Origin of the sequence: Thiomicrorhabdus sp. 6S3-12 (assembly GCF_017571475.1) — a bacterium.
In the GTDB taxonomy this organism is placed as follows: domain Bacteria; phylum Pseudomonadota; class Gammaproteobacteria; order Thiomicrospirales; family Thiomicrospiraceae; genus Thiomicrorhabdus.
In genome coordinates, this window is record NZ_JAGETW010000001.1 from 182,169 (window position 1) to 205,561 (window position 23,393).

Below are 23,393 nucleotides of genomic sequence, written 5' to 3' on the forward strand. Positions count from 1 at the left end.
AAAGGAAACTTTATTATCAATATAAACTTAGAAGGCAGCTTAGTACCGTGCTTTTCCAGGTAAAGATCAGCAATAGCCAAAAGATAGCGATAAAATAAATGAGTCAATGAACCACTCTGCATTTTCAACAACTTTAAAGGATTCACAATGACCCCTAAAGAGCGTTACCAGAAACTGGAACAGCTTCTCAGCCTGGAAAATCCGGTTCTGTTGGAAATCATTCAAAGTTACAAAAATCTTGATAAGGTGGGATATAAAACCGGCCTATTAGCGCGGACAGAGTCCTATGCGGAACATATTTCGTGGTGGCCACTGATTTCAGTACTAGGAACCTTTTCAGCGGGCAAATCCAGCTTTATTAATCAATATGTCGGCAAAAAATTACAGGCTACCGGGAATCAGGCGGTAGACGATAAATTTACCGTGATCTGCCACGGAAACAGCGACGAAATCACCACCCTGCCGGGACTCGCACTGGACTCCGATCCACGCTTTCCGTTTTACGGCATGAGCGATCAAATCGATCAGGTCGAATTCGGAGAAGGAAGTCGAATCGACAGCTACCTACAGTTGAAAACCACCAAGGCGGACGCTCTGCGAGGGAAAATTCTAATCGACTCTCCCGGATTTGACGCCGACTCGCAAAGGGACGCAACGCTGCGCCTGACAAACCATATCATTGACTTGTCGGATCTTGTCCTGGTCTTCTTCGATGCCCGCCATCCAGAGCCAGGGGCTATGCGCGATACCTTAGAACACTTGGTCGCCTCGACCAGAACCCGTCATGACGCCGACAAAGTACTGTACATCCTTAACCAGATCGACACTGCCGCCAAGGACGATAACCTGGAAGAAATCATCGGTTCCTGGCAGAGAGCCTTGTCTTCGAAAGGGCTGATCGGCGGAAACTTTTTTGCCATCTATAATGAAGAAGCCGCCGAATCCATTTCCGACCCTGCGGTTAAAGAACGCTTTCAGCGCAGACGCGATAAGGATATTCAAAAGATCGTGCAGCGCATGGACAAGGTCAGTATAGAACGCAGTTACCGTATTGCCCGCACCCTGGAAAATATCGCACATGAAATCACACAAACCCAGGTTCCGCGCCTGAAACAGGAACTCGCTAAATGGCGACGACGAGTGTTGTTGACGGACGCTGCCGCATTTACAGGGATTTTTCTACTCCTGACTTTTATCCTTTCAAGCTTCGGCGCTTTAGACACCCCGTTTTCCGAATGGTCAATCGTCACCGCAATCGGCGAATCATCGATTTTTGCCAGCCTGTTTTTCATCGCAATTTTAACGGCTGGTTTCAGCCTGCATCAGTTTATCCGTCTGAAATTATCGCAGTGGCAACAGAAAACCTTGCGCCAACAGGATGAGTCGCGTCTGGCAAATGCTTTAGCCCACAGCACACGTTTTTGGCGCGGCCTGTTTAATGAAGATCCACGAGGCTGGAGCCGAGGTACACAAAAATTGCTCGGCAAAATCGGACAGGCGTCGAAAAAATCGATACAAAAACTTAACGATCAGTTTACCAACCCATCCGGGCAAGATAACGGACCATCGAAATCAGAAAGTGTTGATAAGGAAATACTGAGCGAAAACATCGACAGCACGCCGAAACCGGACGTTAAAACCGAGTCGGAAAATCAATCGGAAGAAAAAGAAGAGAAACTTAAATAACAGAACGAGGAGATCGAGCAGAAACCTGAATTCAGGAATTATCAGGCAATATCGTTCGACCCCTCAAACAGAAAAACCAGCGCTTACGCGCTGGCATAACATATCAATTTAAGGAGCCAAACAAAAGCAATTACATCAAGTCAAATGATTTGCTTAGACCCACTACGAAGTAGGTATCGTCTTCAGCATTTTCGCCGCTGAAGATCAGGTTGGCAGTAAAGTCCAGACCGTAATCCAGAGTTGTGCCGTAAGCGATGTCAAAGTAGCTCGCACCATCTTCGAAATCATCATTTTCATAAACGGTCGTACCGTAAGTCAAAGAAACACCGGTAATATATGGGTCTAGATCAAGAGAAGCGGCATAGTGGTTGTAATCAAGCTCATCAGGACCGGTATTATCTTTACCTAGATCCAGATTGAAAGACAACATGCTCACGCCAACAGACAGGTTAACTTCTTCAAACGCCTGGAAATCAGAGTCGCCCACCTCTTCCGAGTAACTGTATGCGGTATAACCTACGCCGAAGTCAAAATCAGAGATTTTGCCGGCCCAACCGATATACAAATCGTATTCGTTCTGATCCGCACCCATAGTAGAACCCCAGATACCTGCATAGATACCCATGTCGTTCTGGTAGTCGATACCACCCTGCATAGACAGGCCACCGGTTTGGTCAAAACCACGGAATACATAGTTCGTTACACCACCCAGATTCGCCGTAACACTTGCTTCTGCATGCGCTGCCGGAGCTGCGGCAAATGAAGCCGCGCCAGCAATGGCCATTGCTGCCATTAAAGGCTTGATAGATAATTTTTTCATATACACTCTCCCAATCAAGATGTCATTTAAATTAAAACAAAAACAACTTAAATACCAGTTTTCGTTTCTATTACATTATCAATAAGTTACTTTAAACTAAACAAAACCCGCCTGATTTAAAGTCTTTTTTGAGTATTTTAACTTAAGGTTTTGGTGCAAACAATGCACCCTATTAAAATCTGCCGCCAATCCATTACAAATCTAAATTGAAAGCTTTAATTTGCTGGCTGGCCTGCTGTAAAAAGGTTTCAAAATCCTTTTCCATCTTCCGAAAAAGAGCGATCAACGCCTTCCCTTTGGGCGTCAGAACACTCCCTCCTCCAGATTTGCCCCCCTGCGCTTTAACCACAAGCGGCTCATCATATATCTCATTCAGTTCGTCGATCAGTTTCCAGGCTTTTTTGTAAGACATGCCCATCTCTTTTGCCGCGCGGTTCATTGAGCCGAAACGCTCTATATTCTCCAGCAGCTCAACCCGCCCGATACCGACAAAACTGGCATTTTTCCCTTTAATCCAAAAACGCGCGTGAACCCAATCCGAATAGGCTCCGCCCGGGATCTTTTCACTCGCTTTAATCTCTTCGTCCAGTTTAGGCTGACTCATACCAATTAAAACTACCTCATATTATTCTTCGAAACCATTGGATTATCAGAGAAAACGCATAAATCACGCTCAACCACGATCCAGATCAACTTTAAAAAGCAAAGTCCCTTAAAAACCGTTCTAAATCAGGACTTAATTTATCAAAAAAAACCTGAAAAGATTGACAATCTTTGCAGGAATTAGCACGATAATAACGCCTCCAAAACCTCGATTCCAAAAGCAGGTTTAAAGGAAAAGAAAACCAATATACAAATTACAAAACCTTAACTCAAAGGAATACTCTTTATGAACGTTGGCTTAGTTGATCGCATTATCCGCATCTTGATCGGTGCGCTGCTTATCGCGCTTTCTTATTTCGATATTATCGGCGCATGGGGTTATATTGGTGTTATCCCGCTTGTTACCGGTTTAATTAAATGGTGTCCGCTGTACACGCTTCTAGGCATTCAGACCTGCCCGGTACACGCTAATATTAAATACGACAAGTAAAGATTCCGGCAGTCACTACGACTGCCGAATTCTCTCCACATTCAATTCTCTTGCATGACATCATCAAACCGCCCCAGCTGTAAAATCAACTTAATTTGCGGAACCCTGGGTGCAGGGAAAACCACCTTATTGCGACACCTCTTAACGCAAAAACCGATTGCCGAAACTTGGGCGATCATCGTTAACGAGTTCGGCGCGATCGGTCTTGACGGTGCCATACTCAGTAGTCAGAATTCAGCAACCGTTCACGAGATTCCCGGGGGCTGCATTTGCTGTAGCTCCATGCCCGAGCTGCAGAAAACACTGGATGCGTTACTTCGCGAGAACAGATTCGACCGAATCCTGATCGAACCGACCGGTCTCAGTGAACCCGAAACGCTGGTTGATCTCTTGAAAAACCTGAAGCAGGAACTCGATGCACAACAATCCGTTTTTCTTGAAAACATCCTTTGCGTATTTGCCGCCAACGAGCTAAACCCGGAGCTATGGCAGGAAAAATTGAGTTACCGCAATCTCAGCCATATGGCTGACATAATTATTTTAAATAAAAGCGACCTGTGCAGTGATGAACACCTCGCATCCCTCACTGAGTATGCCTCCGGACTCTACCCCCCGAAACAGGCAGTCGAACTGACCCAACAGTCCGCCGCAGATGTAACGCTACTCAAACCTGCTCCAAAAGCAGCTGAGCTGTATTTTTTACGCGATTCGCAAACGACTAAGATCACCTCTTCAAACCGCAAAGCACTCCATCAACCGCTTCACACCGTCCAGGAATCGATGCCAGAGCACCCTCAACTTCTCGATTACCAACAGCAACAAAGCAGTACAACCCTCAGTTACGGCTGGCTGTTTTCTCCGGAAGCAGAGTTCGACTGGCAAAAACTGCACACCCTGTTCGAAGAATTCAACAGCAAACCTGCCTTTACCGGAATGAGACGAATGAAAGGGGTTTTTCGTGTCGGCAAACCATGGATGCTTTTTCAATGGAGACAAAAACAACTCAGCCGCGAATTGATCAGCTACCGAAAAGATTCGCGGATCGAAATCCTTGTCGCGGCACACGAGAGCGACAAACCATTTAATCCCGTTGACTTCTACCTAGCACTGCTGAGCTGCCTAAAAACGCAAGACTGATTAAGTTATAAAATTGCAAGCCCTTAAGACCAATAATCAGTCCGTTTTGACACTAAAATTTTTTAAAAGTAAATAAAAAAATTTTTCTTTTTTTAATTTTTGTATTCACAAAGTTATCCACAAGTTATCCTTAACAAAAAAGCACTGAAAACTCGGGGTTTAGAGATTATTTCCACAGAAATCCGTATCGCGACCTGTGAATTATCCCCACATTTTAACCTCTTGCGATTCATATAAATTTACACTATATTCTGTGTAACCGAGCAGACGCATCACCATATCTTGTAGAGCTTCTTTACCTTTAACACTATAGATTAAGGCACACAGTTCACAAGCTACTGCTCATCTAGGCGCTAAGCCTATGAAATAGAAAATAAATCTGTTAATTCCATCAGAATTAACGATGTTTTATTTATACACAGGTTAAAAGATCCGTTCATGAGTCAGCCAAACATCCTAGTTACTAAGCGCAATGGTGCCACCGAAGCCATTGATCTGGAAAAAATTCACCGCGTCATCCGCTGGGCCGCTGAAGGCCTGGAAAACGTTTCCGTTTCCGAAGTCGAACTGCGCTCGCACATCCAGTTCTACGAAGGCATTAAAACCGCCGACATCCACGAAACGATCATCAAGTCTGCAGCAGACCTGATCTCCGAAAGCGCCCCGGATTACCAGCACCTTGCCGCCCGTCTTGCCATTTTCCACCTGCGTAAAAAAGCATTTGGTCAGTTCGAACCACCACACCTGGAAACCCATATTCAGGCAATGACCGATAAAAAGGTCTACGACAGCCAAATCATGGAAGACTACACTTCCGAGGAACTGGACGAACTTAACAGCTATATCGACCATAGCCGTGACATGAACTTCAGCTACGCCGCCGTAAAACAGCTTGAAGGGAAATACCTGGCTCAGAACCGTGTCACCAAGCAAATTTATGAAAGCCCGCAGTTCATCTACATGCTGATTCCTATGTGCCTTTTCGGTCATTACCCGAAAGAATCACGTCTGCAGTATGTCAAAGACTTCTATGATGCGGCGTCTCTGTTCAAACTGTCTCTGCCGACACCAATCATGTCCGGCGTACGTACCCCGACCCGTCAATTCAGCTCCTGTGTACTGATTGAATGCGGCGACTCACTCGACTCGATTAACGCGACCTCTTCATCCATCGTGAAATATGTCTCGCAACGTGCAGGGATTGGTGTCAACGTCGGACGAATCCGCGCCCTAGGTTCGGAAATCCGTGGCGGTGAAGCTTATCACACCGGCATGATTCCTTTTATCAAGCACTTCCAGACAGCCGTTAAATCCTGCTCGCAGGGCGGTGTTCGCGGCGGCGCTGCAACCCTGTTCTATCCTATCTGGCACTTGGAAGTCGAATCCCTTGTGGTCCTGAAAAACAACCGCGGCGTCGAAGAAAACCGAGCCCGCCATCTGGATTACGGCGTGCAAATCAATAAGCTGATGTACCAACGCATGTTGGAAGGCGGCATGATCACACTATTCAGCCCGTCCGACGTACCAGGATTGTATGACGCTTTCTTCGCCGATCAGGATGAATTCGAACGCCTGTATAAAATTTACGAAGCCGATCCAACAATCCGTAAAAAACAGCTTAAAGCGATCGAACTGTTTACCCAGGTTGCCCAAGAGCGAGCACAGACCGGCCGTATCTACATTCAGAACGTGGATCACTGTAACAACCACAGTCCGTTTGATGCGCATCAGGCGCCGATTCATCAATCCAACCTGTGCTTGGAAATTGCTCTGCCCACCAAACCGCTCAACTCTGTTGAAGATCCTGACGGTGAAATCGCTCTGTGTACACTATCGGCATTCAACCTGGGCGCGCTGGAAAACCTTGATGAACTGGAAAAACTTTCCGATCTGATCGTACGCGCTCTGGACAGCCTGCTCGACTATCAAGACTATCCGGTTCCGGCAGCGGAACGTGCCAGCATGGGGCGTCGCACACTGGGTGTCGGCGTAACCAACCTGGCTTACTATCTGGCCAAGAACGGAACGAAATACTCCGACGGTTCCGCTAACGGCTTGGTTCACCGCGCTTTCGAAGCAATTCAGTACTACCTTCTTAAGGCCTCCAACCAACTGGCACAGGAGCACGGTGCTTGCGATTATTTCAATGAAACCACCTATTCGCAAGGCATTCTGCCGATCGACACCTATAAAAAGGATATCGACACTGTCTGCAATGAGCCGCTGCACCTGGACTGGGAAGCACTGCGCAGCGACATCAAACAACACGGCCTGCGTAATTCGACCCTAACGGCTCTTATGCCTTGCGAAACCTCCTCGCAGATCACCAACTCGACCAACGGAATCGAACCGCCTCGAGGTTACGTCTCGGTCAAGGCTTCCAAAGACGGCATCCTGAAACAGGTTGTACCGGGCTTTAAAGAATGTCGCGACAACTACGAGTTGCTATGGCACATCCCGAACAACCACGGCTATCTGCAACTGGTCGGAATCATGCAAAAATTCGTCGACCAGGCGATTTCCGCCAATACCAACTACGACCCATCACGCTTTGACGAAGACAAGGTGCCAATCAAAGTCATCCTTCAAGACCTTCTGTACGCATACAAGATGGGATTGAAAACGCTTTATTATCACAATACCCGTGATGGCGCTGACGACGCGCATGAAGACGACGGCTGCGCTGGCGGAGCCTGTAAACTGTAACCCTCGGTTACTTAGAAAAAGCCCTTTTAACCAAGGGCTTTTTTATTCCCGCAGCATATCTCACCTTTGCAAACACCTCCTCAAAACCCTGTCCCTAAAAACCGAAAACAGACCACCAACTCAAAAAGTTCACCCTTCCGAATAAGAAGTAATAAGCCGCTGTATCTGCCGATCAATTCTTGATCCAGAACAAAAAAACCAAACATTGCACCAATAATAAAAAAACCTCACCAATAAAGTGCGGAATAAACCTTTTAAACCAAACAAAAACCAATTCAAACATTGTATTTCAAAGACTTATAAAAAATGGCATGCTCAATGCTTAAACAGAGGCGAAATTTTCTTCAACCACTCAATCTAAGGAAAATTCTATGGATAACAAAATTTCGCCAGCAACAATGAAACGACGAAAAGTTCTTAAATCACTCCTTGCCATTCCAGCAGCCATGGCTCTGGCAGGCGGAACTTTCGGTTCTCTTGCTCACGCTTCAGAAGTTAACACTACAGGCCTGGCCGTCACTGACGACACGGTAAAAGTGGGGATTCTTCACTCTGTAACAGGGACTATGGCAATCAGTGAAACCGGTTCCGTTCAGGCAGAAAAACTGGCCATTGAGCAAATCAACGCAATGGGCGGTGTTTTAGGCAGAAAGATTGAATATATTCAAGAAGATGGTGCAAGTGACTGGCCAACCTTCGCTGAAAAGTCTAAAAAACTATTGGTTAACGACAAAGTTGCGGCGGTATTCGGATGCTGGACATCTGCTTCACGTAAAGCAGCACTTCCAGTATTTGAACAATACAACGGTATGCTTTTCTACCCGACTTTCTATGAAGGGCTAGAGCAATCTCCTAACGTAATCTACACAGGTCAAGAAGCGACTCAGCAGATCCTGAAAGGTATCGACTGGGCGAAAGAAACCAAAGGCGCTAAGAAATTCTTCCTACTTGGTTCTGACTACATCTGGCCTCGTACTTCAAACAAAATCGCGCGTAAACACATCGAGAAACTTGGTTTGAAAGTTGTCGGTGAAGAGTACTACCCTCTGGGTCACACTCAGTTCAACTCTGTAATCAACAAGATCAAACTTAAGAAGCCAGACGTTATCTTCACAACCGTTGTTGGTGGTTCTAACGTTGCATTCTACAAGCAGCTTAAAGCAGCCGGTATCGATCTAACTAAAGAGAAGCCATTAGTACTGACTCTATCTGTAACCGAAGATGAAATCCTAGGTATTGGCGGTGAAAACGTTGAAGGTCTATACGCTTCAATGAAGTACTTCCAAAGCTTGCCTAACGACAACAATAAGAAATTTGAAGCTGCATTTAAGAAAATGTGGGGAGAGAAGAGCGTTATTGGTGACGTAACTCAAGCGGCATATCTTGGTCCTTGGCTATGGAAAGCAGCTGTTGAAAAAGCAGGTTCTTTCGATGTTGACGCAATCAAGAAAACACTTCCAGGCATCGAGTTGACGACTGCACCAGAAGGTTATGTAAAAGTTCACCCGAACCATCACCTATGGTCTAAATCTCGTATCGGTCATGCTAAAGCAGACGGTACTTTTGATGTCGTTTATGAATCTAAAGAATTGATTGAACCAAATCCATTCCCTAAAGGTTATCAATAAGCACTTAGTGCGCGTGCAGCTAACAACAGGCTGCCGCGCCTAATTAAATACTTTCTATAGAGAGTATTTAATTAGGCGAATTCAAAATAACAAGATCCTTTTTTTCACTTCCGAACAACTCACTTTATCCACTAGGAGGAAAGTACATGTTTGCCGATTATACATGGGCTGAACTCGGCTCAATCTTTGCAATGCAAGGCTTCTCTGGATTAATACTGTTTGCAGTATTACTCCTGATGGCCTTAGGTCTAGCGATCATCTTCGGACAGATGGGCGTAATCAATATGGCACACGGGGAATTTATGATCCTGGGCGCTTATATCACATACCTCACATCCAACCTTTTTGCCGACTTTCTTCCTAGCCTGTTCGACATCTATTTCTTCATCGCCATGATCTTTGCCTTTATAGGGACTTTCCTCTTAGGCATGCTCGTGGAATGGAGTCTAATTCGCCATCTATACAAAAGACCACTGGACACGCTTCTAGCGACATGGGGACTGAGTCTAATCCTACAACAACTTTACAGAACCGTTTTCGGGCCTCGTGAAGTAGGCGTAAGTCTTCCGGATTGGATGATGGGATCTTATGCACTGACAGATACCATCGAAATTCCGATTAACGGGATTATCGTTATGGTCATCACTTTCGTTATCACCGTAGGCGTATTCCTGTTCCTACAAAAATCACGAAAAGGCAAACAAGCGCGAGCAGTCGTTCAAAACCGTGCCATGGCCGGTGCTGTTGGTATTAATACCGCTAAAGTCGACCGTTTCACCTTCGCACTGGGTTGCGGGATTGCCGGGATTGCCGGAGCGACTTTCACCATGATCGGCTCGACAGGACCAACTTCAGGCCAGCTGTATATCGTAGATACCTTCCTGGTCGTCGTATTCGGTGGTGCAGCAAGCTTACTTGGAACCATTGCATCTGCGTTCTCAATTGCACAAGCACAATCCATTATGGAGTTCTTCTTAAGTGGCTCTATGGCAAAAGTATTAACCCTACTAGCGGTCATCGTAATTTTGATGCTACGTCCGCAAGGCTTGTTCTCGCTTAAAGTGCGTAAATAGGAGGCATGATGTTACAAAGTAAATTTAAATCGTTAACCCCAAGAAATGACGTACTGTCATTTGTTGTACTCGCAGTTTTACTGCTTGTCCTACTGCCTCTATTGTTTGATATTTTCCGACTAAACTTGATCGGAAAATACCTAACCTTCGCATTCGTGGCAATCGGCCTGGTTTTATCCTGGGGTCTTGGAGGAATTCTGAGTCTGGGGCAAGGGATCTTCTTTGGTATCGGCGGCTATGCCATGGCGATGTTCCTTAAACTGGAAGCATCGACACCGGAAAATACGGCAATCCAATCAACTCCTGGGATTCCTGACTTTATGGACTGGAACCAGCTAACGGCTCTGCCATGGTTCTGGGAACCCTTCCACAGCTTTGGCTTCACACTTGTTGCAATCATCGTCTTACCGGCAATTTTTGCTTACATTATCGGTGCTGCAATGTTTAAACGACGCGTGGGCGGGGTGTATTTCGCGATCATCACTCAGGCAATCGCTGCTATCTTGACCATCCTTATCATTGGTCAGCAGGGGTACACAGGTGGTGTTAACGGTATTACTGACTTAAGAACGCTACTTGGCTGGGACATTCGTACCGATTCAGCCAAATATATACTCTACTTCGTCAACGCCATCTTACTTCTAGCGGTTCTAGTTGCTGCACAGTACATTCGTAAAAGCAAACTGGGGCGCCTACTGGTCGCAATGCGCGACAGTGAAGACCGTGTCCGCTTCTCCGGATATGACGTAGATAACTACAAAATTTTCATCTTCTGTATCGCAGGGATCTTCTCTTCGATCGGTGGCGCCATGTTCACGCTGCAAGTCGGATTCATGTCGCCTTCACTGATCGGTATCGTTCCATCGATTGAAATGGTTATCTTCGCAGCCGTAGGTGGAAACCTGTCTATCTTCGGTGCCGTTTACGGAGCGCTGATCGTCAACTGGGCAAAAACCATCTTGTCCGAATCCTACCCGGAAGTCTGGTTGTTTGCGATGGGTGCACTGTTCATCGCGGTTGTACTGGCATTCCCTAAAGGTTTGGCAGGACTGTATGAGACTTACCTTCAGCCAAAAGTCGACAAACTTCTCGACAAGAAGCTAAAGAAAGATAAAGCAGAGTAAAAAGGAAATTTGGAGAAGACCATGTATCAACAAAAAGATTTTGTACTCAGTGTTGAAGGCTTAACGGTTTCATTTGATGGATTCAAAGCGGTGAACAACGTTTCCTTCTACATCGAAGAACAGGAAATTCGCGTCATTATCGGCCCTAACGGTGCCGGTAAGACCACCATTCTGGATCTTATCTGCGGAAAAACCAAATCAACAGAAGGATCCATTAAATTTAAAGGTAAAGAACTTACCAAACTGCGTGAGCACGAAATTGTTCACGCTGGTGTCGGCCGTAAATTTCAGAACCCGTCAATCTATGAAGATTTAACGGTATTTGAAAACCTGGAGCTTTCTTACCCTAAGGGCAAGAAAGTATGGGGTGCTCTAACCTTCACTCGAGACCAAGCGGTTATCGACAAGGTAAATGAGATTGCCGAAATGATTTTCTTGAAAGAAATGCTGCAAAGCAAAGCCAGCCTACTGAGCCACGGCCAGAAGCAGTGGCTGGAAATCGGCATGCTATTGATTCAAGACCCTGAACTTCTAATGCTGGATGAGCCTGTCGCCGGTATGTCGGTTTCGGAAAGAAAGCAAACCGCGGCACTACTGCAAAAAATTACCCAAGACCGTTCAGTACTTGTTATCGAACATGACATGCACTTCGTTGAAGAGATTGCTGACCGTGTAACTGTAATGCACCAAGGTCAAGTACTTTCGGAAGGTTCAATGGATCACGTTCAGTCGGATCCGAAAGTTATCGAAGTCTACCTAGGTCATTAAGAGGAGATCTACAACATGTTAGAAATTAAAGACTTACATGTCGCCTACGGAGAGAGTGAGGTCGTAAAAGGGTTAAATCTTTCTCTTAAAGAAAACGAAATCATCGCGGTACTGGGACGAAACGGGATGGGTAAAACCACACTCATGAAATCCCTGATCGGCATGATCCCAACCAAAAGCGGTTCAGTTCAACTGAAAGGAAAAGAGCTCAGCGGAATGAAAAGTCATGACCGCGTTGCCGCTGGCGTCGGCTTCGTTCCTCAGGGGCGAATGATTTTCTCGACCATGACCGTTGAGGAAAACATTGAAACCGGCCTGACGACGACTAAAGAATCCAAAGTACCGGAAGAACTGTACAACATCTTCCCGATCCTGCGCGATTTCCGCAAACGTCGCGGCGGAAACCTATCCGGTGGTCAACAGCAGCAGCTGGCGATTGCCCGCGCGCTGGCCAGTAACCCGGACGTACTGCTTCTGGATGAACCAACAGAGGGTATTCAGCCATCGATCATCAAAGAGATGGCGCACACCCTGAAAGAGATTCGCGATTCGCACGGACTATCCATCATCGTTTCTGAGCAGGTTTTGAGCTTTGCACTCGATGTTGCAGACCGAATCATCGTCATCGAAAAAGGCAAAATCATTCACGATCAGCCTAAAGACGAAGTCGATGAAGAACAGATAGCGAAATTCCTGTCGGTTTAACAACAAACGGAATTCCTCTCAACCACTAACTTCTCACAACCACAACGGAGCTTTTAAAATGGCTGAAACGATAGTTAAAATCGACCTTTCAAAGTCTGCCTACGACAATGAACAGGTTCATAACCGCTGGCACCCGGACATCCCGATGGCTGCAACCGTCAAACCTGGCGATGATTTCATTCTTGAATGTTATGACTGGACAGGTGGACAGATCAAAAACGACGACGACGCATCGGATATCCGTGACGTTGACCTGTCTCAGGTTCACTTCCTCTCCGGTCCGGTCGGTGTTGAAGGCGCACAGCCTGGTGACCTTCTTGAAGTCGATATCCTTGATATCGGTACTTTCGAAGAAAGCAACTGGGGGTTCAACGGACTTTTCTCGCTTAACAACGGTGGCGGTTTCTTGACCGATCACTATCCTGATGCTCAGAAAACCATTTGGGATTTCAACGGCATCATGACCAAATCCCGTCACATTCCAGGCGTTGAATTTGCAGGTCTGCTGCACCCGGGTCTAATCGGATGCCTTCCATCAAAAGAGATGCTTAAAGAATGGAACGAGCGTGAAAAAGCGCTTTACGATACTGAGCCTGATCGTGTTCCTGCACTGGCTACCCTTCCGTACGCTGAAACCGCACACATGGGGCAGATGAAACCGGAAGCAGCGAAAGAAGCGGCTAAAGAAGGTGCACGTACCGTACCGCCACGTGAGCACGGCGGTAACTGTGACATCAAAGATTTGACCAAAGGTTCAAAAATCTACTTCCCTGTATACGTAGATGGTGCCGGCCTATCCGTTGGTGACCTTCACTTCAGCCAGGGTGACGGCGAAATCACCTTCTGTGGTGCGATTGAAATGGCCGGTTGGATTCACCTGCGCGTCAATCTGATTAAAGACGGTATGAGCAAATATGCCATCAAGAACCCAATCTTCAAGCCAAGCCCGCTAACGCCTCGTTACGACGACTACGTTGTCTTCGAAGGTATCTCGGTTGACGAAGAAGGTAAACAGCACTATCTGGATGTTAACGTCGCATACAAACAGGCGTGTTTGAATGCCATCGAGTATATGAAGAAATTCGGTTATACCGGTGAACAGGTTTACTCGCTACTGGGTACAGTTCCGACTCAAGCGCATATCAGCGGTATCGTTGATATTCCAAACGCCAGTGCGACGCTTTGGATGCCTACCGGAGTATACGACTTTGATATCAACCCTAACGCCGAAGGACCGACTAAACAAGTTGATGAAAGCGTAACGGTTCCAATCGCTCCAGACGAGAAATAATTTAAGGAGTTTTGCCAATGCCTGTTTATGATTACAAATGCCAAGAACATGGAATTTTTCATGAGTTAGCGACCATTGATGATGCAGCTGAACCCATGCCATGTCCACACTGTAAAGAACTTGCGCCAAGAATCCTGATGGTTCCGCCGGAAATTCTCGACATGGCCCCTGAAAAGCGAAAAGCCATTGAGAGAAACGAAAAAGCCCAGCATGAACCAAAAATGTCGACTAAGGAAAGTCGTGCAGAGGACGAAGAACGCCGCAAGTTTGAAGAAAAGCTCCACAAACACCATCACAAGGGTTGTGGTTGCGGAGGCCATCATAAGAAAAAGGCTTCCAAGCTGATGTGGACTGCAAATGGCGAGAAAATGTTCCCGTCAATGCGTCCTTGGATGATTAGTCACTAAACAGCTCCGGCAAAGAAAAAGCCTCGAATATTCGCCTGAATATCGGGGCTTTTTTCATCTATACATCCAACGATTCCTGGTTACTTTACCGGCCTGCCTCTACTTATTCTGATTATCCCGACTCACTTCACAAGGTTAATCAACAATTATCGAGTTCAGCATTTATTGGGAATATCATCGCGGCCCGAACCGACCTCAAGCTTCAACGTTATTAAAAGGATAGATAATTGAAAATCACAACATGGTTACTCCTGCTTTCAAGCTTCTTTGCGACTCAGAGTCTGGCAAGTGACACTGACGATAAACAACAGCAAATTGAAATCGGCAAACTTTACTACCAGAACCTGTTCGACAACCAGCCTGGCAAAAGTTACGAACTGCTCTCATCCAAGGACAAGGAATCCTTTAGCAAGGAACAATTCACTCGAGTCATCGCTTTGAAAACCTCTGTTTTGGATAAAAACAGAGTGGTCACCATCAAAGGGGCAAGCATTACCGAATCCGATGAAAGCATGGCTGTCGTCCAGGTAACCGCTGAACTCTCAACCCCGGGCAGCATGGAAGTGAAAACCGTAAAAGCAACGCAATTACTGTTAAAAGAAAATAATGAATGGAAAGTGTATTCTGCGCACGCGATCGCTTCGATCCTCATGCAAGCTAAATATGCCTGTGATAAGGACACCACTATCGCCCAGCAACTAAAAGAAGAAGCTTGTAACCTCTATTACGGAACAAAAACCCCGAACGAAGGGCAAAAGTAATCAATTAATTATCGGACCCGCACGGGAACATAGACATGCCCAGCTATTTTTGAATCTGCAACTGGCGCCAAGAATGAGAAGAAAACGTCTCTCCGCCCCCTTCCCCTCGCGTAGAAAAGCGCATAAAGCCTAACCAAGACATTGGCCAAGCATCAGGCCATCAGGCCAGAAATGACTTAAAGACCTTTAAATACAGCTTAGTCAGGATTTGCGGAAGCTTCTCCGCATGCTCGACCACCTCATAATGCCCTTTTCTGAAAATTTTCTGCACATAATCATCCGCATTCTTATCCAGAGAAAGACAGAAAGTCTTACAGCCGGCCGATTCTATGTCTTTAATCGCCACCGCGCTATCTTCAATCAAATACTGCGGGTCGTACACATCGATATCGGAGGGTTGACCATCAGTAATAACCAGAATCAGTCTATGTCGCTCAGGGCGGCGGCTGATTTTGTGGAAGGCATGACGGAGAGCAGTCCCCAGACGCGTTGAATAAGCCGCTTTGGCCTGTCCCAAAGCTGCCAGAGAGGTTTCCGATTCGCCATCAAAGTCTTTAAAATTGTAATAGGACACTTCGCCACGACCATTGGAATTAAACCCCTGAATCGCATACGAATGCCCGAGGCCGTCCAGCAGCTGGGAAAGCACGACGGTGGAATCCAAAGTCAGATCCAGCACACTCTCGGCCCCTTCGGCATGCGGATCGTTCATCGATTCGGATAAATCCAGCAACACCAGCAGAGAGAGCTCATGCTGACGCTCGCGAACATGATCGATATAGATACGCGACTCCGAAGCCGCACCGCCCTTTTTCAATTCTACCAGCTGGTCTACAAGCGCCTCGAAATCCAGTTCTACGCCGTCTTCCTGCTTCTTTCGGCGATGCATCTGCGACTGATAGGACTGAATAATATGCTGCAGTTTGTTTACGAAGCTACGATAGTGCTCTATCCGCTGTTCAAGCGCATTTGAATCTTGTTCGTGAAAGGTAATTTCATCCAGCGAACACCACTTCTGCTTCCAGCGGGCGATCTTATAGTCCCACTCGGGATAGGCAAACATTTCATGCGTCGGCGTATGCTTTAACAGCGAGGACTGAACCTCTTCGTCGACGGTCGTAAAAACCAGACCGTCAACTTCGCCGGCACCTTCTTTATAACTGGAAACCGACTTGCCATCCAGAACCTCTTCGTAGCCGATTCCGGTCACACTGACCGATTCGTCATCTCCGCTGGCCTGTTCACTTTGGGTCGCGACTTCCTCATAGGCGTTCCACAGATAGGAATTATCATCGCGGTAATCAACCAGCCTGAATTCGTCTCTTTCATTCATACTGATGCGCATCTGGCCAACATCGTTAGCCAATGCAAGACCGATTGCACGGAAAAGCAATGGATTCTCCACATCCTCTTCTACCGCCTCCTGAAAAAGCCGGCGCGCTTTGCTGACAAAAGGATTATCCGCAATATCCACCTCATTCACCAAGGCATAAGCGACGGCATAGGCAATCTCGGCGAACTGCAACGAGTTAGACGGTTTTTTCGTGTAATTCCTGCGGAAAAGCGAGCGCATGCCCGGAAAGACCTGAGAAGCCAAATATTCCACTCTGGCATCTTCCAGCAGCGAAATAAGAACCAGCTGACGATTATTCAGCCCGGAGGAGTCTTGCGGTACGGAATACACAATATGTGCAGCCGCATGTAAAGCCGAGCTTAAGAAACGCTGACGGGCTTCTTTATCGGTCTCGGCTTCAATAAATTCGGGAAGGAAAATGGTACCGGCTCTGACAAGCGGTACCACTTCATTATCATTTAGTGGAAGCACCCTGAATGAGCGCCCCCAGAAGGCTAATAATGTAAGTTCTAATTGACGCTGTACATCATTTAATAAAACGTTATAACTCATGCATACATCGTCAATTCAGAGGAGCTTAGCGATGCTCGGTTGTAGTCTCTTCGTTAGGAATTCCGTCGATAGGACATTCAGCCGTACCAACAGTCTTACGGGTAATCTTCTCGACCTGCTCTTTGGCTTTTTCAGGATCATTGATCCAGGTTGAGTAGAATTCGTAAGGACACGCAGCCACACCCTGATCGCCTTCACCGGAGTTGATCTTGCCGGTATAACCGCGGTGCAGAAGTTTGAACAGGTGGTTCTGAGACTGAGCATTTTTGCGGAAGTCACGGATCTGAGAAACAGACAGCTCGGCATACTGAATACCGTAATCTTCTTCACCACACTCACCCAAAGTATGACCGTCGAAACCGATGATTGCAGAGTGACCGAAGTATGAGTAAACACCGTCGAAACCACTGGCATTGGCAACCGCAACGTAGGTATTGTTCATCCAGGCCATCGCTTTGGAAACCATAACCTGCTGTTCTTTAGCCGGGTACATGTAACCCTGACAACGAACAACCAATTCAGCACCTTTCATTGCGCAGTCACGCCAGATTTCAGGGTAGTTACCGTCATCACAGATGATCAAACTGATCATCATGCCTTTAGGTCCTTCAGTTACATAAGTCTTATCACCCGGGTACCAGCCTTCAACCGGACACCAAGGCATGATTTTTCTGTACTTCTGAACAATCTCACCTTCGTCGTTGATCAGAATCAAAGTGTTGTATGGCGCCTTGTTAGGATGCTCTTCATGCTGTTCACCAGTCAGAGAGAAAACACCCCAGGTTTTCGCTTTCTTACAGGCTTCAGAAAAAATTCGTGTTTCGTCACCAGGAATCGTTGATGCCGTATCGTACATTTCCTTGGCATCATACATAATGCCGTGAGTGGAGTACTCAGGGAAAATTACCAGATCCATCCCCGGCAACCCCTGTTTCATGCCAATAATCATATCGGCGATTTTCTGTGCATTATCAAGCACTTCATCCTTTGTATGCAGGCGCGGCATTTTATAGTTAACAACCGCGACACCTACTGTATCGTTACTGGAAGAGATATCTCCATGTCTCATGCTTAATTCCCCATAAACTCTGAATTACTAAATTAAAAACCTTAAACCTGCGTTATCGTTGCAATGGGCAATAGTTCACAGCCCCAACGCAGTACATAGGAACTATCATTAACAAAAGACATGCCAAGAACCTCAATTTAAAACCCGATGTAAAAAATTAACTATCTACTTGATTTAAAAGAAAAAAATATCACTATTACAAAATAGCAGCTCAAGTGAAAAATTCAATACACATTACTACATGGTTGAATGACAAGACTGCACCATAAAAGTGCATTCAAATTCAAAAACGAAACATCGCCCAAATCACTTTAGTTCAAAACACCGTTCCGTGTTGCAAAAACAAAAAAACAGGCCGGAGCCTGTTTTTTTTAAGAAGCATTTGCAATCAACCAAATAGGAGATAACCGCCAACGCCGATAGAGGTCACCCCCATAAGCGAATAACCGCCGCGCAGCAGCGCTTTAGACTGCATCAGCTTTTGATTCAGAAGCATGAGCGCAAAGCCGAAAAGTACAAAAATAATCGCCACGCCCAAGGTAAAACTAAGAATCATCATCGGGCTGACCGCCTGTTCAGACAAGGCCGCTAAGGAAACCAACATACCGCGTGCCCCGCCGATTCCCATCAGCACACCCAGCGTCGCCGCCATTGCCCAGCCTTTTTTCGTCACATCGACCGTCTTTCCGTCGGCATGGCTGTGTGATTTTCCGTACCAGATATGAATATGCTCACGACCATTATGCGAGTGCTTACTAAGGTGAATACGATCGGCCAGCACCAGATACAGCAGATAAGCCCCCATAATAATTAACAGCGAAACACCGGCAATATCCCCCCAAGCCAGTAACTCGTCGGACAAAGCAAACTGCTGCAACAGCAAAGCAAACAGATACAGACTGACACCATGGCCAATGGCAAAACCGAGCGCCACCTTAAACACGCGACGGCGCTCACGACCAATCGAAAAATCTGCAATTGCCGTAAGATGATCCGGCCCGAAAGCGTGCAGCATGCCGTAAAAAAAGACGATTAACAGGCCGGTTTCCAGCATCACAACATCCCTTTTTCAACAATAAAATCGACAACCGTCTGCAGGCCTTCGAGTTTTTTCAGATTGGTAAAAACATATGGCCGCTCGCCGCGCTGCATTTTAGTATCGCGATCCATCACCTCCAGACTGGCCCCGACATACGGCGCCAAATCGGTCTTATTGATAATCAGCAAATCCGATTGCGTAATGCCCGGACCGCCTTTACGGGGAAGTTTGTCGCCGGCAGCGACATCAATAACATACAACGTCAGGTCGGAAAGTTCCGGACTGAAAGTCGCGCTTAAATTATCACCGCCGGATTCGATAATCACCATATCAAGATGATCGAATTTTTCCTGAAGCTCTTCGATCGCCGTCAGATTCATCGACGCATCTTCGCGAATCGCCGTATGCGGACAGCCGCCGGTTTCAACCCCGACAATACGCTCTTCATCCAAAGCATTCTGACGAATCAGGATCTGCTGATCTTCCTTGGTATAGATATCGTTCGTCACGACGGCAATATTGTAATCGTCGCGCATCGCCTTACATAACATCTCAATCAGAGCTGTTTTTCCCGAGCCAACCGGCCCGCCAATTCCCAATCTCAAAGGACCTTTCATGCGTACTCCATCGTTTTCTTATGAACGAAATAATCGTGAATATTGAATTTCATGCTGGGCACTGAGAATGGCGTAATTCGGCAAACTCATCCCCAAAGCATCTTTAGGTAAATTTTGTGCCGTCTTAACCGCTTCCAGCACAACCTCGTCTAATTCGAGCATCATCACTTGAGCCTGCGTCTGGCCGATCGAACAAAGCTTCAACAAAGCGGCGATCTGATTTTCCAGCCAACTCCAGGCAAAGGCGGTCAGAGCCTGCTGCAGATCAACCCGCCAGACCTGTGCAAATCGGGCATAAACCACGGGAAACGAAGTCTTGCGGTTAAACCGATCATCGATCGGCACACCCATCGGCTCTGCCAGTCGTAGCAGAGCGCGACTTAAATGGGAATCTTCCTGTAAAAGCTCCTCGGTTTCTCTTAATGCCCGACTGGTCTTGGCCAGTAAATTAAGCTGCGCATAATCCTCTTGCTGCCAATGCGCATACGCCTGGGCAATCACGGCCAAATCATTGTTAGCCAGTGATTGCCTGAGCAGCAAGGTCATCCATGCCTTGGCTTGCTTGATATCCGCAACCTGACCTTGATGAACGGCAGCTTCCAAGCCTTGCGAATAGGCGTAGGCGCCAATCGGCAAGCTCGGACTATTAAGCTGCAGTAGTCTGAGGAGTTTTTGCTGTGACACTCGCAGCCCCCGTTAATCAGTGATGATGATGGTGATGATCATGGCTGTGTGAATGAGCATGAGAGTGCTCATGCCCGCCGTGATGATGGCCACCGCCATAAGCACCGCTCTCCGGCTGGAAACTTGCCATTTCGGAGGTAACGGTTCCGCCGAGCTGACGAACCATGTCGTCCAGAACATGGTCGTGCACATAGCGCAGCCATTCCGGCTCGACCTGCAAAGGAACATGACGATTTCCCAGATGATAGGCGATGCGCAGAAGCAGATGGGTGTCGGGTGCCGTAATCGTCGATACCGATTCCAATGCCGCTTTAACGACAACGCTTTCCCCCTGCTGGTTACTCAGAACATCGCCCTCTCGCAACACCGTACCGCGCGGCAAGAACAACCCGACCTCTTCTCCACTGTCCAAAGAGGCTTTTAAACGGCTTTTCTCCCGCTGACTGAAGTTCAGCGTCAGGGTCCCAAGATTCAGATCATCCTGTTTTACCTGATTGACAACAAAAAACTCTTTCATAAACGATTTCCTTAAAACAAAAAGTAGCGCTGAGCCAGAGGCAGCTGATCGAAAGGCTCGCAAATGATCAATTCGCCATCCACCCTCACCTCATAGGTTTCCGGATCAACCGTAATGTTCGGCATCAGATCATTCAGCACCATATCCTTCTTACGGATATTGCGCGTATTACGCACAGGCTTGACGATCTTTTGCAGCTTCAATTTATCCGCAATTCCGTCCTCATAAGCCGTCTGCGAGACAAACGTAATCGAGGTATTACTCATCGAAGGCCCTTGAGCGGCAAACATCCCTCTATAATGAACCGGCTGAGGCGTCGGGATCGAGGCATTGATATCTCCCATCGGCGCTGCGGCAATCATGCCACCCTTGATAATCATTGAAGGCTTGGCGCCGAAAAAAGCCGGTTTCCACAGCACCAGATCGGCAAACTTTCCGACTTCGATCGAGCCGACATAATCGGCAATACCGTGGGTGATAGCCGGGTTGATAGTGTATTTCGCGACATACCGCTTGGCTCGGAAGTTATCGCAATCCGCTCCCTCATCTTCCGGAAGAGCGCCTCTCTGAACCTTCATCTTGTGCGCCGTCTGCCAGGTACGGGTAACCACCTCCCCGACACGCCCCATCGCCTGCGAATCGGAGGAGATCATCGAAAAAGCCCCCAGATCATGCAAAATATCTTCGGCAGCAATGGTTTCGCGGCGAATCCTGGACTCGGCAAAAGCGACATCTTCGACAATATTCGGATCAAGGTGATGGCACACCATCAACATATCGAGGTGTTCGTCAATCGTATTCACTGTAAACGGGCGCGTCGGATTAGTTGAGGAAGGCAAGACATTCGGCAGCTTACAGGCCACGATAATATCCGGGGCGTGCCCGCCTCCGGCACCTTCTGTATGATAAGTATGGATAACACGATCTTTCAGGGCAGCGATCGTCTCTTCGACAAAACCGGATTCGTTCAAAGTATCCGTATGAATCGCAACCTGTATATCGTAGTCTTCGGCAACCGACAGACAGTTATCGATAGCCGCCGGCGTACTTCCCCAATCCTCATGCAGTTTCAGTCCGATGGCACCGGCTTCCACCTGCTCAATCAGCGGATCGGGAAGCGACACATTCCCTTTACCGAGAAAACCCAGATTCATTGGAAAAGACTCTGCAGAACGCAGCATCTGATGAAGATACCAAGGGCCTGGAGTACAGGTCGTCGCATTGGTTCCGGCTGCAGGACCGGTTCCGCCGCCGATCATGGTCGTCACCCCGGACATAAGCGCTTCTTCGATCTGTTGCGGACAGATAAAGTGGATATGCGCATCAATACCGCCCGCGGTCAGAATCTGACCTTCACCGGCGATCACTTCCGTTCCGGCACCGATCTCAAAATCCACACCCGGCTGAACATCCGAATTACCGGCTTTACCGATGGCGGCAATATTTCCGTCCTTAATGCCGACATCAGCTTTCACGATTCCCCAGGTATCCAGAATCAACGCATTGGTAATAACGGTATCCATAACCCTGTCAGAACAGGCTTGTCCCTGCCCCATGCCGTCGCGAATAACCTTACCGCCGCCAAATTTGACCTCTTCGCCGTATAAAGTGTAGTCCTGCTCGACCTTGATCCACAGTTCGGTATCGCCCAGACGCACCTTGTCGCCGACAGTCGGGCCATACATCTCACTGTAAGCTTTTCGATCCAATTTATAACTCATGCATCCTCCCCAAGCGGTCCCATGACTTTCTGTTGAAAACCGTAAACTTTGCGTTTACCGCCAATGGCAACCAACTCGACTTTGCGAACCTGCCCCGGTTCGAATCGAACCGCAGTCCCTGCCGGTATATTCAAGCGAAACCCCTTCGCCATTTCCCGCTCGAACTGCAACGCCGGATTCACTTCATAAAAATGGTAATGCGACCCCACCTGAACAGGTCGATCTCCCGCATTGGCAATTTCAAGCGTGATCAACTTTCGGTCGACATTCAGCTCGACATCGCCTTCGGCAACAACTATTTCTCCCGGAATCATTTCGACCTCCTATACGATTGGCTGATGCACGGTAACAAGCTTGGTTCCGTCCGGAAAGGTCGCTTCTACCTGCACTTCATCGATCATCTCGGGCACACCGTCCATGACCTGTTCCCGGCTAAGAACCGTGGTTCCAAAATCCATCAGCTCGGCAACGGTTCGTCCATCTCTGGCCCCTTCCAATATCGCACAGCTAATCAGCGCGATCGCTTCCGGGTAGTTCAACTTCAGGCCGCGGGCGAGCCTGCGTTCTGCAACCAGACCTGCCGTAAACAGCAACAACTTATCTTTTTCTCTCGGTAAAAGCTCCACTCCGCCTCCTTGTAA

General features: G+C 47.3%; 23 protein-coding genes. 12 read left to right on the plus strand and 11 right to left on the minus strand.

Features of this window, described 5'->3' with window-relative positions; all coding sequences use genetic code 11:
* The first annotated feature begins 147 nt into the window (after positions 1-147).
* On the plus strand, positions 148-1,686 hold the full coding sequence (locus J3999_RS00870; protein ID WP_208126029.1) for a dynamin family protein: 1,539 nt from the start codon (positions 148-150) through the stop codon (positions 1,684-1,686).
* Between the two features lie 130 nt (positions 1,687-1,816).
* Here the strand turns inward: J3999_RS00870 and J3999_RS00875 are convergent, their stop codons facing one another.
* Together J3999_RS00875 and J3999_RS00880 are read right to left on the minus strand one after the other, a co-directional pair.
* On the minus strand, positions 1,817-2,506 hold the full coding sequence (locus tag J3999_RS00875; RefSeq protein ID WP_208126030.1) for a TorF family putative porin: 690 nt from the start codon (positions 2,504-2,506) through the stop codon (positions 1,817-1,819).
* A 193-nt stretch (positions 2,507-2,699) separates the two neighbouring features.
* Positions 2,700-3,110 (minus strand): winged helix-turn-helix domain-containing protein, encoded by a 411-nt coding sequence (locus J3999_RS00880; protein ID WP_208126031.1) that lies wholly within the window; start codon positions 3,108-3,110, stop codon positions 2,700-2,702.
* A 285-nt stretch (positions 3,111-3,395) separates the two neighbouring features.
* Here J3999_RS00880 and J3999_RS00885 point away from each other — a divergent pair, with 285 nt between their 5' ends.
* From J3999_RS00885 to J3999_RS00935, 11 genes are all read left to right on the plus strand, one after another.
* The gene (locus tag J3999_RS00885; protein ID WP_208126032.1) at positions 3,396-3,599 is read left to right on the plus strand and encodes a DUF2892 domain-containing protein; all 204 of its coding nucleotides are present in this window, start codon (positions 3,396-3,398) and stop codon (positions 3,597-3,599) included.
* A 54-nt stretch (positions 3,600-3,653) separates the two neighbouring features.
* On the plus strand, positions 3,654-4,736 hold the full coding sequence (locus tag J3999_RS00890; protein ID WP_208126033.1) for a GTP-binding protein: 1,083 nt from the start codon (positions 3,654-3,656) through the stop codon (positions 4,734-4,736).
* A 438-nt stretch (positions 4,737-5,174) separates the two neighbouring features.
* A complete protein-coding gene (gene nrdA / locus J3999_RS00895) occupies positions 5,175-7,442 on the plus strand; it encodes a class 1a ribonucleoside-diphosphate reductase subunit alpha (RefSeq protein WP_208126034.1) in 2,268 nt (755 codons plus the stop codon).
* A 371-nt stretch (positions 7,443-7,813) separates the two neighbouring features.
* Positions 7,814-9,070, plus strand: a complete 1,257-nt coding sequence (gene urtA, locus J3999_RS00900) for an urea ABC transporter substrate-binding protein (RefSeq protein ID WP_243755222.1) — start codon at positions 7,814-7,816, stop codon at positions 9,068-9,070.
* A gap of 236 nt (positions 9,071-9,306) precedes the next feature.
* A complete protein-coding gene (urtB, locus tag J3999_RS00905) occupies positions 9,307-10,143 on the plus strand; it encodes an urea ABC transporter permease subunit UrtB (protein WP_243755223.1) in 837 nt (278 codons plus the stop codon).
* Between the two features lie 8 nt (positions 10,144-10,151).
* Entirely contained in the window at positions 10,152-11,267 is a 1,116-nt protein-coding gene (urtC, locus tag J3999_RS00910) for an urea ABC transporter permease subunit UrtC (RefSeq protein WP_208126036.1), read from the plus strand.
* A gap of 21 nt (positions 11,268-11,288) precedes the next feature.
* On the plus strand, positions 11,289-12,035 hold the full coding sequence (urtD, locus tag J3999_RS00915) for an urea ABC transporter ATP-binding protein UrtD (RefSeq protein ID WP_173286013.1): 747 nt from the start codon (positions 11,289-11,291) through the stop codon (positions 12,033-12,035).
* Positions 12,036-12,050: 15 nt separating this feature from the next.
* Positions 12,051-12,740, plus strand: a complete 690-nt coding sequence (gene urtE, locus J3999_RS00920) for an urea ABC transporter ATP-binding subunit UrtE (protein ID WP_208126037.1) — start codon at positions 12,051-12,053, stop codon at positions 12,738-12,740.
* A gap of 58 nt (positions 12,741-12,798) precedes the next feature.
* Positions 12,799-14,031, plus strand: coding sequence for a formamidase (gene fmdA / locus J3999_RS00925; protein ID WP_208126039.1), 1,233 nt, complete (start codon positions 12,799-12,801; stop codon positions 14,029-14,031).
* A 17-nt stretch (positions 14,032-14,048) separates the two neighbouring features.
* On the plus strand, positions 14,049-14,438 hold the full coding sequence (locus J3999_RS00930) for a zinc ribbon domain-containing protein (protein ID WP_208126041.1): 390 nt from the start codon (positions 14,049-14,051) through the stop codon (positions 14,436-14,438).
* 227 nt (positions 14,439-14,665) lie between these two features.
* Entirely contained in the window at positions 14,666-15,199 is a 534-nt protein-coding gene (locus tag J3999_RS00935; protein WP_208126043.1) for an NTF2-like N-terminal transpeptidase domain-containing protein, read from the plus strand.
* 160 nt (positions 15,200-15,359) lie between these two features.
* Here the strand turns inward: J3999_RS00935 and J3999_RS12000 are convergent, their stop codons facing one another.
* From J3999_RS12000 to ureA, 9 genes are all read right to left on the minus strand, one after another.
* Positions 15,360-17,024, minus strand: coding sequence for a VWA domain-containing protein (locus J3999_RS12000; protein WP_208126045.1), 1,665 nt, complete (start codon positions 17,022-17,024; stop codon positions 15,360-15,362).
* Between the two features lie 106 nt (positions 17,025-17,130).
* Entirely contained in the window at positions 17,131-18,174 is a 1,044-nt protein-coding gene (locus J3999_RS00945) for an aliphatic amidase (protein WP_208126048.1), read from the minus strand.
* A 388-nt stretch (positions 18,175-18,562) separates the two neighbouring features.
* Positions 18,563-19,228 (minus strand): hypothetical protein, encoded by a 666-nt coding sequence (locus tag J3999_RS00950; RefSeq protein WP_208126050.1) that lies wholly within the window; start codon positions 19,226-19,228, stop codon positions 18,563-18,565.
* Positions 19,228-19,830: an urease accessory protein UreG gene (gene ureG, locus J3999_RS00955; RefSeq protein WP_208126052.1), complete on the minus strand. Its 603-nt coding sequence runs from the start codon at positions 19,828-19,830 to the stop codon at positions 19,228-19,230. Before ureG ends, J3999_RS00950 begins: the two co-directional genes overlap by 1 nt.
* 18 nt (positions 19,831-19,848) lie before the next feature.
* Positions 19,849-20,514 (minus strand): urease accessory UreF family protein, encoded by a 666-nt coding sequence (locus J3999_RS00960; RefSeq protein WP_208126054.1) that lies wholly within the window; start codon positions 20,512-20,514, stop codon positions 19,849-19,851.
* A gap of 16 nt (positions 20,515-20,530) precedes the next feature.
* Complete coding sequence (gene ureE, locus J3999_RS00965; protein WP_208126056.1) at positions 20,531-21,031, minus strand: urease accessory protein UreE; 501 nt, start codon at positions 21,029-21,031, stop codon at positions 20,531-20,533.
* 11 nt (positions 21,032-21,042) lie between these two features.
* Positions 21,043-22,752 (minus strand): urease subunit alpha, encoded by a 1,710-nt coding sequence (gene ureC, locus J3999_RS00970; protein WP_208126058.1) that lies wholly within the window; start codon positions 22,750-22,752, stop codon positions 21,043-21,045.
* Entirely contained in the window at positions 22,749-23,066 is a 318-nt protein-coding gene (locus tag J3999_RS00975; RefSeq protein ID WP_208126068.1) for an urease subunit beta, read from the minus strand. Before J3999_RS00975 ends, ureC begins: the two co-directional genes overlap by 4 nt.
* Before the next feature lie 9 nt (positions 23,067-23,075).
* Positions 23,076-23,378, minus strand: a complete 303-nt coding sequence (ureA, locus tag J3999_RS00980) for an urease subunit gamma (protein WP_173286036.1) — start codon at positions 23,376-23,378, stop codon at positions 23,076-23,078.
* Positions 23,379-23,393 lie beyond the last annotated feature (15 nt).